13 protein-coding genes are annotated in these 14,315 nt (G+C 36.8%); 9 read left to right on the plus strand and 4 right to left on the minus strand.

All coding sequences use genetic code 11. From position 1 onward, the window contains the following. Positions 1-10: 10 nt before the first annotated feature. Entirely contained in the window at positions 11-703 is a 693-nt protein-coding gene (locus ABC255_RS11935; protein ID WP_412993713.1) for an RraA family protein, read from the plus strand. 236 nt (positions 704-939) lie between these two features. Next, on the plus strand, positions 940-1,452 hold the full coding sequence (locus tag ABC255_RS11940) for a hemerythrin domain-containing protein (protein ID WP_412993714.1): 513 nt from the start codon (positions 940-942) through the stop codon (positions 1,450-1,452). Between the two features lie 85 nt (positions 1,453-1,537). Here the strand turns inward: ABC255_RS11940 and ABC255_RS11945 are convergent, their stop codons facing one another. Together ABC255_RS11945 and ABC255_RS11950 are read right to left on the minus strand one after the other, a co-directional pair. Beyond that, positions 1,538-2,764, minus strand: a complete 1,227-nt coding sequence (locus tag ABC255_RS11945; protein ID WP_412993716.1) for an NAD(P)/FAD-dependent oxidoreductase — start codon at positions 2,762-2,764, stop codon at positions 1,538-1,540. Between the two features lie 190 nt (positions 2,765-2,954). After that, on the minus strand, positions 2,955-3,392 hold the full coding sequence (locus tag ABC255_RS11950) for a signal peptidase II (protein ID WP_412993718.1): 438 nt from the start codon (positions 3,390-3,392) through the stop codon (positions 2,955-2,957). Between the two features lie 411 nt (positions 3,393-3,803). On the opposite strand from ABC255_RS11950, the gene ABC255_RS11955 reads away from it, so the two are divergent. The 5 genes from ABC255_RS11955 to ABC255_RS11975 all read left to right on the plus strand — a co-directional run bounded on the left by ABC255_RS11955 (position 3,804) and on the right by ABC255_RS11975 (position 9,037). Then, a complete protein-coding gene (locus ABC255_RS11955; protein ID WP_412993720.1) occupies positions 3,804-4,508 on the plus strand; it encodes a GNAT family N-acetyltransferase in 705 nt (234 codons plus the stop codon). Between the two features lie 56 nt (positions 4,509-4,564). Further along, a complete protein-coding gene (locus ABC255_RS11960) occupies positions 4,565-5,191 on the plus strand; it encodes a fumarylacetoacetate hydrolase family protein (RefSeq protein WP_412993722.1) in 627 nt (208 codons plus the stop codon). Positions 5,192-5,510: 319 nt separating this feature from the next. Further along, a complete protein-coding gene (locus tag ABC255_RS11965) occupies positions 5,511-6,371 on the plus strand; it encodes an amidohydrolase family protein (protein ID WP_412993724.1) in 861 nt (286 codons plus the stop codon). A 75-nt stretch (positions 6,372-6,446) separates the two neighbouring features. Then, a complete protein-coding gene (locus ABC255_RS11970; protein ID WP_412993726.1) occupies positions 6,447-7,481 on the plus strand; it encodes a M28 family peptidase in 1,035 nt (344 codons plus the stop codon). Between the two features lie 668 nt (positions 7,482-8,149). Next, positions 8,150-9,037, plus strand: a complete 888-nt coding sequence (locus tag ABC255_RS11975) for a DUF5677 domain-containing protein (protein WP_412993727.1) — start codon at positions 8,150-8,152, stop codon at positions 9,035-9,037. Between the two features lie 146 nt (positions 9,038-9,183). Here the strand turns inward: ABC255_RS11975 and ABC255_RS11980 are convergent, their stop codons facing one another. Together ABC255_RS11980 and ABC255_RS11985 are read right to left on the minus strand one after the other, a co-directional pair. Next, a complete protein-coding gene (locus tag ABC255_RS11980) occupies positions 9,184-9,378 on the minus strand; it encodes an IS3 family transposase (protein WP_412993729.1) in 195 nt (64 codons plus the stop codon). Positions 9,379-9,501: 123 nt separating this feature from the next. Continuing rightward, positions 9,502-10,311, minus strand: a complete 810-nt coding sequence (locus ABC255_RS11985) for a helix-turn-helix domain-containing protein (RefSeq protein ID WP_412993731.1) — start codon at positions 10,309-10,311, stop codon at positions 9,502-9,504. Between the two features lie 199 nt (positions 10,312-10,510). On the opposite strand from ABC255_RS11985, the gene ABC255_RS11990 reads away from it, so the two are divergent. Together ABC255_RS11990 and ABC255_RS11995 are read left to right on the plus strand one after the other, a co-directional pair. Continuing rightward, positions 10,511-12,988: a glycoside hydrolase family 2 TIM barrel-domain containing protein gene (locus tag ABC255_RS11990; RefSeq protein WP_412993733.1), complete on the plus strand. Its 2,478-nt coding sequence runs from the start codon at positions 10,511-10,513 to the stop codon at positions 12,986-12,988. A 373-nt stretch (positions 12,989-13,361) separates the two neighbouring features. Further along, positions 13,362-14,291, plus strand: coding sequence for a ketopantoate reductase family protein (locus tag ABC255_RS11995; RefSeq protein ID WP_412993735.1), 930 nt, complete (start codon positions 13,362-13,364; stop codon positions 14,289-14,291). Positions 14,292-14,315: the final 24 nt, after the last annotated feature.

Genomic DNA, 14,315 nt, shown 5'->3' on the forward strand with positions numbered 1-14,315 from the left:
AATGGCTAGGATGAAACCCGGATTTAGGATATATACCAAGGTAAACCGACCACCTGGGGCATTGTTGGAAAAGTTTAAAGATATTCCTGTCGCAAATATTGCGGATAACATGGGGAGAATTTCATGTGTCGATACAGGGATAAAGCCCTTTAATAGAATCAAAATGGTAGGCTCAGCCATTACGGTGAAAGCACCTCTTGGAGATAATCTTATGTTTCATAAAGCCTTAGACATAGCTCAACCGGGAGATATCATTGTCGTGGACGGTGAAGGGAGTATGAATCATTCTCTAACGGGTGAGGTCATGATGAGATATGCCATGTCGAGAGGGATAAAAGGATTTGTCGTTGATGGCTGTATTCGGGACGTCGAAGCGGTGCAAGAGATGGAGTTCGGTGTCTTTGCAAGAGGAGTACAACCAAAGGGACCGTATAAAAATGGACCTGGTGAAATAAACGTTCCTGTTAGTATCGGCGGTCAGGTTGTTAATCCAGGAGATATCCTTTGTTGCGATATGGATGGGATTGTCGTGATAAAACCGGATGATGCCTTATACCTATTAGAGAAATCATTACAACAAAATCAGGTTGAGCAGGAAGTGATGGAGCAAATCGAAATGGGCCTATGGGATCGGTCTTGGGTGGATAAGGAACTCGAAAATAAAGGCTGCGAAATCATAGAGGATTTTGCTTATAAAAGTTAATCGTAAATAAAGGTGCCTGTCACCCGGTCGAATGCAACATAATTCGAGTGGTGACAGGCACTTTTTAAAATTTGAGGACAATGGATAAAGTGTATGTGACAGTTTTGGTGTGTTTCCCATCACAATAATATCTCCCCTTTTGGCGTATGCTTTAATAAAGAAAAATGAATGCGATGCGATCGAAACCATGATGAATGATAAGGTTGAATGCTGATCAGCTGAGGAGGGAATTATTGATGGGGGCTTCGAATGATGCATTTAGTGCTCCATTGCAACAATTAATGGACGAGCATGTGTCGCTCCGGGCAGACATGGATCATTTCTATGAGATCACGGAAGATATAGACTTTGAAACGGGTCCTGCAGTGGTAGAGATGTTCGCGAAATTATATGAAAGAGTTTCATCTTTTAATGAAAAGCTGAAGTTACATTCCAAACGTGAGGAAGAAGGATTGTTCCTGATGATGACCCGCCATCTCGGAGAGAATGATCGAACCATCGAAGTGATGGAATTTGAACATGAGAAGGCGGAGCAGCATCTACAGGATTTTTTAACGGAAGCGGATAAGAAGGGACCTTCCATTGATGAAAACGATGTACAATGGATCACCGTATACGCAGTCCAAGCTCATGCTACCTTAACTCAACACTTTGCGAAGGAAGAAAAAGTGCTATTTCCTTTGGCGGAGAAAATCCTGTCGGTTAAGGATATGAAAGAACTTGGACGACTATTTAAGGCAATTGGATAACGGGTCATTAACTTGGTAAAACTTGAAGGACAAATTTCATTGAGAAATCTCCAGATTAGTCCTTCATCATGTTAATGAAGGTTCCTTATCCTTTGTTTAGCAAAGGGCGTTCCTGTAAGTATAAAGCTAAATCTGGACTGATTCCTTCAACAATCTCCTCTACAATAATCTTTGACAGTACTTGGCTGTAAACTGTCCCATTATCACCAAAGGCAAATAGAAAATAGCTATTAGGATATTCTTCATATTTACCAATAATCGGAATTCCATCTGATGTCCCTCCATAAAATGCAGCTAAGTAATACTCTGGTTGTACTTTAATAGTTGGAAACATTTTATTAAATTCTTCAATCAGTTTATTCTTTTTGTGAATCAGTTTACTATCACGATCTTCAGCGTATGTAGTATTATCATCAAGCCCGCCTATAATGATCCGATTATCTCTAGTTGTCCGCATAAATAAATAGGGGCGGGCGGTTTCCCAAATAAGTGTCCTGTTATACCATTTGGAAAGATCCTCGACTGGATTGGTTGTTACCGTATATGTACTGACAAAGGAAGCTTTTTTCTCTTTTTTGATTTCCATTCCTTCATAACCTGCCGCAAAAATAACATAACGTGCTTGTATAGAGCACTTGTTTTTTGTCGAAACAATCATCTTTCCTAGTTCTTTATCGTAATGGTGTCCATTCTTTTCTGTATTTTCATATATACGGATTCCTTTTTGTGCTGCGTAATCCACTAGTGCATGGGTGAATCTAAACGGGTTAATTTCTGCATCATTGTATGAGTATATAGCGGCATCCCTGCTAAAGGGATATTTTTCTTCAATCTCTTCCTTTGTTAAAAAAGCAAGGTCACAGTTATGCTGCTTTAAAAATTCATATTCCTTTTTTAGACTTTCAACATCCTCTGCACAGCTTGCCGAATATAGGGTATCTCTTCTGTTGAACTCACAATCAATGGTGACTTTCTTTGAGGCTGCTTCAATTTCATTAATGGCTTCTTTTAATAATTGTAAATGCCTTTTTATGTAATCGGTCCCAAAAGTGTTGATCATATCTGTAAACATTTTTTCGCCGGAGTATTGAATGAGAGCTGTATTCGTACTGGTACTGCCGCTGCCAATTGTTGATTTTTCAATTACGACCACATCTAAATTAGCATCAGCAAGATAATAGGCACACTGTGCTCCCGAACTTCCTCCCCCAATGATTAATACATCACAAGATAGGTCTTCTTCCAGTGCTGGGTATGACGGAGCATCAGGAAAAGTAATGGGCCAATAATAGGTTCCAGATTGTAAATTCACTTATATCCCCCTAGTTATCGAAAAGTATAATCTTAATATATCCAACCAGCTTTTGTACATGCAAAAAATGCACTGGGACAGGTCACGGTGAACTCGAATGGGAGTATAGTTAGCTTTTGATATTTTGGAAGGTTCCCCATAATACCTTATTCGATACAGGAAGAACTACTCCATTTCTGAACTGAATAATCTAACGCTTATCTTTCCACCAGCTAACCACAACATAAATAATAAACAGTATCATCCCCATCTCAATAGCATGGTCGGCCACGTTTAGAATTCCACCAGAGCGAGGGATAAAATCTGTCACCTGTCCAAACATAAGCCGATCAATGCCATTTCCAATGGCTCCTCCGACAAGGAATCCAAAACTACTATCAATGAGTGCACCCTTCATTTCTCCATTTCTGCGAATATATAAAACACCGATTACGAACAATACAGCGGCAACTCCGAAGAGCCGAGCATTGCCAGGAAATAATCCACCTGCCATCCCGCTATTCTCGATGTGTGTAAGTTGCATGCCCCAAAATGTAAATGTTTCATTGATGCCAATGTAAATACGAATTAAATATTTAGAAAGCTGGTCTATCATAAGAACGAGAATAGCAATGATATAAAAAAGCATAAATAGACCTTCTTTCTAGCAGAATTATTTGCATAATCATCATCATTATAATGGAAAGTTTTTTTCTTTCCTATTATCTTAGCTTTTGTATAAAGGCATTGTTAATGATAAATATTGATTTTTAAAATGAAAACCTTATGAATGACTCATCTCAATGGAAACGATCCTGATTTGTCTTTCATCCGGCGTATGAAGGACAAAACTCATTAAGGACTTACCTGATTTGTCCTTCAACACATTTAATGTCATAAGGCCCATCCCAATTTTAGTATATGTTATATTAAAACTAATGAGAATTTTGAAATCTAAATTACATGAATTGGTAAATGTACTTCTTGATTTGTTAAGAAGGACAAGGCCTGAAATTCATTTCAGACGGAAGATGGGGACACCCACACGGAGGGAAAATAGTTGAAGAAAAAAGCAACAACAAAACGCCATAAACAAAACAAATATTTTGAGAATGATTCCGACGAAAACTTTTATTATATTGCTGGATACACAGATGGTGGTGCACCTTATGGAATTACTAGGGAGGAAATCATTGCCCAAGAATTGAAATTTAGGGGTGCAGTGAAAAAGGATGCCAGGAAAGCTGCGGAACTCATTCATATCGCAATTGCTGATATTGCCGAGAAGTTGACCGGACAAACTAAGAAAGAAAATATCCGGGAAACGATGGCGAATTTTTTTCGCGAAGAGAATAATCGTCTAAGCTACCAAAATATGATTGTTGCAGATCTTTTAGGAGAAGTAGTAGGAATAGTGATTATTTATCCGGGAGAAGTGGCCTCTCGATTAGACGAGCCAATTTTAAAACAATTAAGAAAGAAAAGAAGGAATGAAGTGATATTCTTGGATAAGGAGGCTGACGAAGGGGATTTTTACATTGACACAGTGTGTGTAGATGATCGATTTAGAGGCCGTGGAATCGGAACAATGCTTCTAAAGGAAGCCGAGAAAGCAGCATCACAAAAGGGGTATTCAAGACTCTCTCTAAATGTTGCCCAAGATAATCCGATTGCCAAGAAGTTATACGAATCGATTGGATGTAAGAAAGATAAAGTTATCAAAATTAATGAACATCCGTATGATTACATGGTAAAAATTCTTTGAGATAAAAATTATATAAATCAATACGGTGGCCTAATAGATCTAGGAGTGATAAAAACATGACGATTATCAAAAATATTTATTGTATTGGAAGAAATTATGTTGCTCATGCAAAGGAACTAAATAATGCAGTACCAACCTCCCCATTCTTTTTTTCGAAGCCAACACATGCTGTCGTTGAGGCAAATGGTAAAGAGGTGCATTTACCTGGGGATAGAGGGCCGGTGCACTATGAGACGGAGCTTGTACTTCATATTGGACAAGAGTATGAAAAAGGGATTACGGTCGACGAAATTGTTGATAAAATGGCGCTAGGGATTGATTTTACCTTAAGAGATGTACAAAGCCAATTAAAAGAACAGCGTTATCCATGGTTATTAGCTAAAGGTTTTCCGAATTCAGCTCTACTAACGAAATTTATTGAATTTCCCGGAGAAGATGCATGTAAAAACACAAATTTCTCCTTGCTAAAAAATGGGCAGCAGGTTCAAATCGGCAATATCACAAATTTACTTTTTGATTTACAAACAATCGTTGACTCCTCAGCCAAGCACATTGGATTGGGTAAAGGGGACATACTATTCACAGGAACTCCAGAAGGCGTTGGTCCTATTCAAGATGGTGACACCCTTTCATTACTCTGGGGCGAAGAAACACTTGGGCAAAGTATCATAAGATTGGTTTAATCCAGGGCTCAGAGATTCGGTTCTCAGTTATGTTTTTTGAAAAAACCACTCGTAAATGTTGTTAAATAACATTTACGAGTGGTTTTAGGTTTTTTGAGAAGACTCGGTAAGGATTAGAGTGCTAATATTTATGTTCTGTTATCGAGGTTTGGGTCTAACTATAAAATAAGATCAAAATAATATAAGATGAAGACCCGGGAAATGTTGAAAAAATTCTTATTAATAATTTTAAGAATATATATTTTAATAGGCCATTGCGAATCTAATAGACTGACTTCCATTAGAAAAATGAGTGACGGTGTAAATGGGGAGGAATTTTATGAATATTGATTGCCATTTTCATGTGGATGAAACAATGTTGACTCTCGAAAAAATGATAGAGGTTATGGATAAACATGATGTATCTAAAACAGCCTTGATTGCCCCCATGAATGAAACAATGTTTGAATTGGATAGCACTTTTCAGCGAAATTTACATCACTTGTTCCGTTTTCTAATACAACATGTACCTCAAATTGGGATTAAAATTTATGATGGGCTAGTCAAGGACGGCTATTTCAAACTTTATGGTAATTCATACAAGATCTTTACCAAGCCGGACAATGACCTTGTTGCAGCTGCAATTGAGCGGTTTCCAGAACGATTTCTAGGCTGGGTTGCAGTGAACCCTTTGATTTCTGAATCAGTGGAAGATGTAGAGGTATATCTTAATAAACCCGGTTTTATCGGAGTGAAAGCTCATCCGTTCATGCATGAATATAGTATTAAGGCACTTGATCCAGTTGCAGCCATTTGTGAATCAAAAGGGATACCTATGATTATTCATCTATCTTCAGAACCAGACTCATATAAATATTTGCCTGGAAATTACCCGAACCTTAAAGTGATTTATGCTCACGCCGGTCTTCCTTTTTGGAAAAAACTATGGAAATTCGTTAAGGATCAACCAAATGTATTTGTTGATACATCAAGTGATTACCTTAATCCGTCTATTGTACAGGATGCTGTGGAATCTCTAGGATATCGCAAAGTGCTCTATGGTTGCGATGGACCATATGGAATGAAAAAGTTTAATGAATATGACTATTCAACAAAGAAAAGTTGGATTGATTCACTTCAAAATCCTGATAACCAAAAGGAATATATTCTTGGGAAAAACTTTTTAGGATTGATTAATTGAAACTATAGTCATTTTCAAGCAAATGTAATTGCTCCTTAAATCAAGCCTTATGAGATGTCAAAGGGGGGATACTAGTTGAAAAAAGAATATAATAAACTCATCCAAAATTTATCCAATCCGAGCCTAAATGGGCGGGTACCAGGAACAAAAGGGCATGATGTTGCAAGAAGACTTATCTCGGAACAGTTTGAGAAGTTGTCGTTAACTTCATTGGTAGAGGAGAAATGGGAACAAACCTATACCGCTTTTGATGGTAAGATTGGACGAAATCTCCTCGCCAGTAGAAAGGGACACGGTGAAAAATGGCTGCTTTTAGGAGCCCACTATGACCATGTAAATGGCTGTCCAGGTGCAAATGATAATGCTGCTGCCATCGGTATACTACTATCTGTGCTTGATTCATTAAAGTCATCAAACTTAAATATTAATATTGTTCTAGCAATCTTTGATATGGAGGAGCACAGATACTTTTTGACCAATAGCATGGGCAGTATCCATTTTTATCGCGAAAGTCAAAAACTATTAAATTACGATCATTTTCTTGGAGCATTTATTTTAGATTTGTGTGGTCATCCTGTAGGTGTAAAAGACCGTGAAAACTCTTTGTTTGTGATTGGAGCAAATACATCTCCAATCCTATCGAAATCTATTGAAATCACACAAAACCATATGAAAAATCTTCAGATATACCGCTTAAGAAGCCGTAAATTATTCCGTTTATCCGATAATTATATCTTCGAAATTAACAGGAAGCCCAACCTATTTTTTACATGTGGTCATGATCCTAACTGTCATACTCCGAAAGATACATTTGAAAAATTAAATCTAGAGAAGATCTCAAATATCTCAACATATATCACACACTGCATTTTAACGATAGACAGGAAATTTGGTGATAGTACTGCTGAATTTTTACTTCCCTCTGCTGAAAATCCTCCATTCGATCATGAATCTGAAACAGCTGAGCTAAGTCGCTTTTTTAAAGTTGAATTAGGCCCCCATCATAATCTTGACCTTGTATGCGATGTCTTGATGAAAGCATTATCCAAAACTCCGAATAATGATTTAGAAAAAATTAAAACAACTTTGAAAGCGTTAAGGATACTTTAATCCAGCGGGACCGTCTCTCGGTCTGATTTAATATTTCACATATAAACAAAAACTTTCAATCTTTATTCAAACGACGTTTGTGAGTTTTTTTGTCTTTAAATGAAAAATTCTCATTTTTTTCGCTTGTGGCATTTACTATTTAAAAAGAAACTAGAACTTCGCGTAATTAAGACTAGGTAACAGACTCAAACATATATTTTGTCCTAACAAGTTAATATCCAATGAAACCTATTGGGGAAGTTCGCGGGCAAATTCATTGGTCAAACACGTAAAAAGAACGTATAGGGGATACCTTTACGTAAGATGATTACGCACACGACACATGTGGAGTGTGGGAACAAAAGAAGCAGTTGAAGCATGTCACATGAATAATACATCTAAAATCATTTTACACAAACCTTACATATTGCTCTTACAAAAATCTTATAACTTTATAACGAGTAACAAATATCGACCAAGACCACCGGTAGCTTTAGATAAAAAAGTGATTTAATTAACGGCCAACAACTCACAAACATTGTTTTAACAACGATTGTGAGTTGTTTTATTTAATGTGTCTTCTTATCATGTGAAGACTAATCAAGCTACGGTTCTTCAAGATAAGGTATATGAATATGTAGCATTGTTTAATGATGAAGCTGCCAGGGTTGATAAAGGAGAATCTCATTTTGACTAACCAACAAAGAAAGTTATTGAAAGGATTTAATAATTTAACTCACAGCATTCAGATATTAAAATCAACCGGAGATAATAAAAGAATTTTAGAATTGAGTCACGGATATAAGTCTGATAGGAACAGAATACATAAAGAAATATTACATAATTACACAGATTTATTCGCTGTTATTCAAAGTATAAGAAAGTTAAGTGTTCTTGGTGTTCAAAATGTTGATTCATTGGTTGAAGAGAACGAAGCTGGTTTCCAACATTGTATAAAAAGATACAATGCACTGAAACCATTGTTAATTAAATACATAGATGTTTTTGATGAAATCATATGCCTTATAGAAAATGGATTTCCAGATGGGGCTATGCAGCGATGGAGAACATTCCTTGAATATTCGATCATCATTATTTTTATACTGGAGCAGGGCGAAGAGGTAGCAGAAGCGTATGATAAAAATTTTCTAAAGTCACTAGAAGACGAACTTCGACCAAGAACAAACTTTGCTTGGGCAAAAGCGGCAAAATGTTTGAAAGAAGAAAAACAGATTAGTATTACAAAGCTGTTGGACAATATAAATGGGATCGATTCTAAGAATAAAAACTGGTATCGAGCGTTTTATAAACTTATTTCTCAATCTATTCATGGTTCGTCAGTTGGTATTAACCTAACGTTTAATGATCATATATCCTTTGAAATTAATGATTTGAATACAAAAGACTCGGATTATTATACCGGAGGAATCAGCACAGTCATTACAAATACTATGAATCTTTTATTTTATACTTTTACTATTTATTTTAATACAATTCCTGATAAGGGAATGAATATAAACGAATTTATGAAGGAGCTATTTAAAGAATATGTAAAAGTATATAAACGTCTCTTTTAGAAAATAGAGTTCATGTGGGAACATTTAGAGAGGCGAAGCATGGTATTGAAGGATTAGGTTCTAAAATCTTAAAAGCTACTAGAAAAGGGCATTAAAGTAGCGATTATATATGAAAAGGTTTAGCAATATTGAAATAGTGTCTGTAGTCAAGCCCCCGAAAAATAGACATTGAAAAATCGACGTTTATGGTAATTAAAATAATACATTTTAGGAGAAACGAATCCCATTCTTTTTTGGATTCGTTTTTCATTGTAATAAAGAATATATTTCTTTAAATGATGTTGTAAGGAATCAATTGTGCTGTTGGGATAAAGAACAAGGAATTCCGACTTTAACTGCAAAATAAAGCTCTCAATGACTCTATATTTCTATTATAAAGGAGTCAACCAGTCCCCTACCTGTCTTATTTTGTATCCACTAACTAACATCTCTTCGACTAAGTAATGTATGTTTATAGAAAAAGCCTATTTTTTAAAATGAATAGGAGGCTTCCCCATATACTTCTTAAACTGTCTTGAAAAAATAAACGGGTCATGATAACCAATTTGGCTCGCTACACTTTTAACTGAGTAACCTTCGGTCAACAGACGTTCGGCTAGGTGAAATTTGGTTCTTAGTCGATATTGTTTCGGAGAGATACCAACAGATTCTTTAAATAATTTTCTAAGTTTTTCATAGCTAATATGAAAGGATGCCGCGATATCTTCCAAAGGAACATCTTCATACAGCATATGTTTAGTCCCAGAAATGATCGTTTCAATATCTTTGGATTGATTTACTATATTTTCCCGGTGCAGATTTATTAATAATTTTTGTGTATTAAAAAGAATCTCAGGAAGTTCTGCCGTAATCGTCGTTTTTAGCTGGGACAACAGATCCACGAACCATTGCTCCAGGTATGGTTTCAAGTTTAATTCAAATACAGGAGTTACAAGATTTACTAGCTCTAAAGAAGCTATTGAATGAAAGGTAGATTCACCAATACTAAGATAAAATTCATACCAGGGCTCAGTGGAATCTATGATTAAAGAGTATGTTTTTCCAGGTAGTTGCTGACAAAGTGTGTTTGGCATAAGGGAATAGGTTTGTCCCGTTTCAACTTCTACCAAACGACCTGACCCCTGAAGTAGAACGATGCAGTTGTAATACTCATGACGAATAGTTATAGGTAAATCATTACGGTTTCTAGTAATAAAACCACAGGATAAAATGCCATTTTTCTTATCGTTTGTTAAGTAACGAGTACATGTATCAGTCTTCCACTGCTTGACCAATTTGATTACCTCCCTTATCCAAAAACAACATGTTATTTATAGATTAACCCTATTGAACCATCTGGTAAAGAGGTAAATCCATAAAATTCATACCAAAAACAACATGAAATTAATGGTGAATGTTATGGGTTACAAGGGTGGTAGATGATAAGATTTTGATTAATAAAACAATACAAACTCGATGAAGGAGTAAAAAAAAGTGAAGCATTTTAACTTAGACTTTAACTGGAAATTTAGTTATTCCACAGGAAACTCTTTTAAAGATAAACTAGGAAAAGCTTACAAGGAAACTGTCAATCTACCACATGATTTTTCGATTAAACTAGACAGATCAGAATCCGAAAGATCAAATGCAGCGGGAGGTTTTTTTCCAGGAGGCATTGGTACTTACGAAAGAGAGATGGTTATTCATAATGATGAGAAAGAAAAAGTATTTATCTTATTAGTAGAAGGGGCGTTTATGAATACAGAGGTTTACTTAAATGGTCATTTAGCTGCAGTACATCCATATGGATATACTGAATTCAAAGTGGATTTAACCCCTTATATTCGTTTTGGAGAGAACAATAAGATCCGAATTGTTGTTAATAACAACGCCCTGCCGAATTCGAGGTGGTACACCGGTTCAGGGTTGTATCGACATGTTCAGCTTCTTATAGCAGAGAAACTTTATATTGATCCATGGGACTTATCTGTAACAACTAAGGACATAGGCACTACTAAAGCATTGATAAACATTGAGGCAGCCGTAACAAATATTCTTTCTACAAATCAAACCATAGAATGGGAAACTACCATTTATGATCAAAACGGAAGAGAAATTGTAACAAAAGTGAAAAATGCAATTGCACATAAAGAAGGAAAAACAACCCTTCAAATACAAATACCGATTGAAGCACCAAAGCTTTGGTCAATTGAATCACCTAATCTCTATAAGGCTGTTACAAGGATTTATCAAGACGAATCTTTGTTGGATGAGATGGAATCCACATTTGGTATTCGTTCCATTTCCTTTGATTCAAAGAATGGATTTTGTTTAAATGGAACGCCTATAAAGTTACAAGGAGGTTGTATCCACCATGACAATGGACCACTTGGTGCAGCTGCTTTTAATGTAGCAGAATATCGAAAGATCCGCCTTTTAAAAGAACTGGGATACAACGCTATCCGAACAGCGCATAATCCACCGTCGCGGGCACTGTTAGATGCATGTGATTATTACGGGATGCTGGTCATCGATGAGATGTTTGATTGCTGGCGACAAAAGAAAAATTCCTATGATTATCATTTGTATTTTGAGGATTGGTGGAAACGCGATATCGAGTCCACAATTTTTAGAGATAGAAATCATCCTTCTATAATCATGTGGTCCATCGGAAATGAAATTGGAGAGCGCGATGGAAATTCAAATGGAGTTCAAATATCAGAAAAACTATGTGGCTATGTAAAACAACTTGATCCAACAAGAGCTGTGACAAATGGAGTCAATGCCATCTTCCTCGATGCGGGAGAATTTGGCGGTATATTAGCCAATATTTTTAACGGCAGTGCGGGAGACATTTCTGAATTGCCAACAGAGGTTCATGAACTGTTAAAAGAGTGCGACCGAGTTACTTCAGAATGGGGAGACATTACAGAACCCTTCTGTAAACCATTAGACGTTGTTGGCTACAACTATCTTGATAGTCGGTATGAAGAGGATGGGATAAAATTCCCGGACCGGTTAATCTGCGGAACAGAATCATATCCGAAAATGATGGCAGCTGTATGGAAAAAGGTCAAAGAAAATCCTCATGTTATTGGTGATTTTACTTGGACTGCCATTGATTATATTGGCGAATCTGGGATTGGACGTAGTTTTTATAATCAAACTGGAAACCTGTTTGGGGATTATCCATGGCACTTATCAAATTGTGGTGATTTAGATATTTGTGGTTTTATACGTCCACAAGGGGAATATAGGAAAATTCTTTGGAATATGCGAAAAGAGCCTTATTTGGCGATATTAAAACCTGAACACTTTGGGAAAAAGGAAATTGTGTCTGCATGGGGCTGGAGCGATGTAGTTCACAGTTGGAGTTTTCCGGAGAATGTAGGGCAAATGGTTCGGGTTGATATTTACAGTAATGCTGATGAGGTGGAATTGCTAATAAATGGCAGAAGTTTTGGGAAGAAAATAGTAGATGACGAACTAAAAGTGAGTTTTGATGTGAACTATACAGCAGGTCTCATTGAAGCAATTAATTATAGAAATGGCATGAAGGCTGAGACTGACAGAATTGAGACTAGCGGAGAACCTTATCAAATACACCTCGAAGTAGAGACAGAAAATTGGGGATCTGCTAACACGGAAGAGTTAAAATACATTACCTGCAGCATTGTTGATCATAATGGAAAATTAGTCCCATATGCAGAACATGTGGTCAATGTAGAAGTAAGCGGTGTAGGGGAACTTGCTGGAATTGGGACAGGAGATCCCGTCTCAGAAGAAAGTTATATGGAGTTATATCGAAAAGCATATAATGGGAAATTATTAATTGTTGTTAGAGGGAAAGGTGAAGGAGAAACAATAGTTTCTGCAAGAGCAGACGGTATTGGAGAATATTTCATTGAATTAAAAATGAGCGGATTAAAAGAATCATTTAGTGGACGTTCCTATGAAAAAGCAAGCTGTTAACCCCTATTTGCCAAGTTACGAACCATAAATACTATCTCAATGGCTGGAGAGCTCCACTCCAGGCTATAACTTAGTCGAGCATATCATTCACATTTTTAAGATGTAACTCTAAAGCTCCAGTGAACTATGAAGGCACTAGAGATCCATACGATTATACAAGGGAATACGCTTTAGGTTACAGGGAAGATAAGCCGCTGCGGAAATAATTGCCTGCATGGCCTTTTGAACCTGCTTCCGTAACGAAATAGTTGCAAGAGAATAAACGAAACCGGTCGTAGTGGTGACCGGTTTTTTGTGTTCTCCATTTACCCTCTTCGACTTGGATAGTAGAATGATAGGTAGAGTATAAAAGAGAATTGGAGGTAGTAGTTTTATGAATATTTTAGTACTAGGTGCAGGAGCTTTGGGTGCATATTTGGGTGGGAGACTGTTGGAAGCAGGTCAAAATGTTTCATTTTTTGTAAGACAAAAACGAGCTGCTCAATTATCTATAGAAGGATTAAAAATAAACAGCCCCGAAGGAAATTTTGAAAGCAGAGATGTAACGATATGTACATCGCTTGATGAAGTGGGAAATATAGACTTAGTCATCCTCGCTGTTAAAGGCTATCATCTTGACCAAGTGATCCAGCAGGTTCAAACGATTGTTAACCAGACAGGGGCGTTTGTGCTGCCTTTGTTAAATGGAATGGAGCATATGGAAAAACTACAGCATGCCATCGGAAATGAGAAGGTTCTAGGAGGATTTGCCTCTATTGTTGCCACATTAAATGAACATGGTCATGTGGAGCACACAAGTGGAAGCAGTACCTTTAAATTTGGGAAACTTCATGAACAGCAAACTGAAATATGTGAAAAGTTAGAAGTGTTACAGAGTCAAGTAAAGACGAAATTGGTAAGAGAAGAAAATATTTTAAAATCAATGTGGAAAAAGTACATATTTATTACGGCATTTTCAGGGATCACTTCAGCGATGCAGCTGCCGTCAGGTTTTATTACAAGTTCAGAAGCTACATTTGCTGTTGCGAAAAAGGTGGTCCTTGAAATGGCTATGCTAGCTGGTCGAGAAGGGATTATCTTAACAGAGAAGGAAGTAGAGACGGCAATAAACACCTTAACAGGTTTCAAGAAAGAAGCGACATCCTCCATGCACCAGGACATGAGAAAAGGACTGCCAATTGAAGTCGAGCACCTCCAAGGTGGGGCACTGCATTTGGCTGCAAAGCACCATGTGGCGGTACCAGTCATTGAAACCTTGTATGGGATTTTAAAGCCTTATGAAAATGGAAGACTGAATATGTAGTAAAAAGAACTCATAAATATCGTT

Origin of the sequence: Neobacillus canaveralius (assembly GCF_047237705.1) — a bacterium.
GTDB classification, from domain to species: Bacteria; Bacillota; Bacilli; order Bacillales; family Cytobacillaceae; genus Neobacillus; species Neobacillus niacini_K.

Bases quoted from the DNA above. Each gene is read 5' to 3' on its own strand.
- ABC255_RS11995 (WP_412993735.1), top strand. From the start codon at position 13,362: ATGAATATTTTAGTACTAGGTGCAGGAGCTTTGGGTGCATATTTGGGT.
- ABC255_RS11940 (WP_412993714.1), top strand. From the start codon at position 940: ATGGGGGCTTCGAATGATGCATTTAGTGCTCCATTGCAACAATTAATG.
- ABC255_RS11950 (WP_412993718.1), bottom strand. From the start codon at position 3,392: ATGCTTTTTTATATCATTGCTATTCTCGTTCTTATGATAGACCAGCTT.
- ABC255_RS11935 (WP_412993713.1), top strand. From the start codon at position 11: ATGAAACCCGGATTTAGGATATATACCAAGGTAAACCGACCACCTGGG.
- ABC255_RS11960 (WP_412993722.1), top strand. From the start codon at position 4,565: ATGACGATTATCAAAAATATTTATTGTATTGGAAGAAATTATGTTGCT.
- ABC255_RS11965 (WP_412993724.1), top strand. From the start codon at position 5,511: ATGAATATTGATTGCCATTTTCATGTGGATGAAACAATGTTGACTCTC.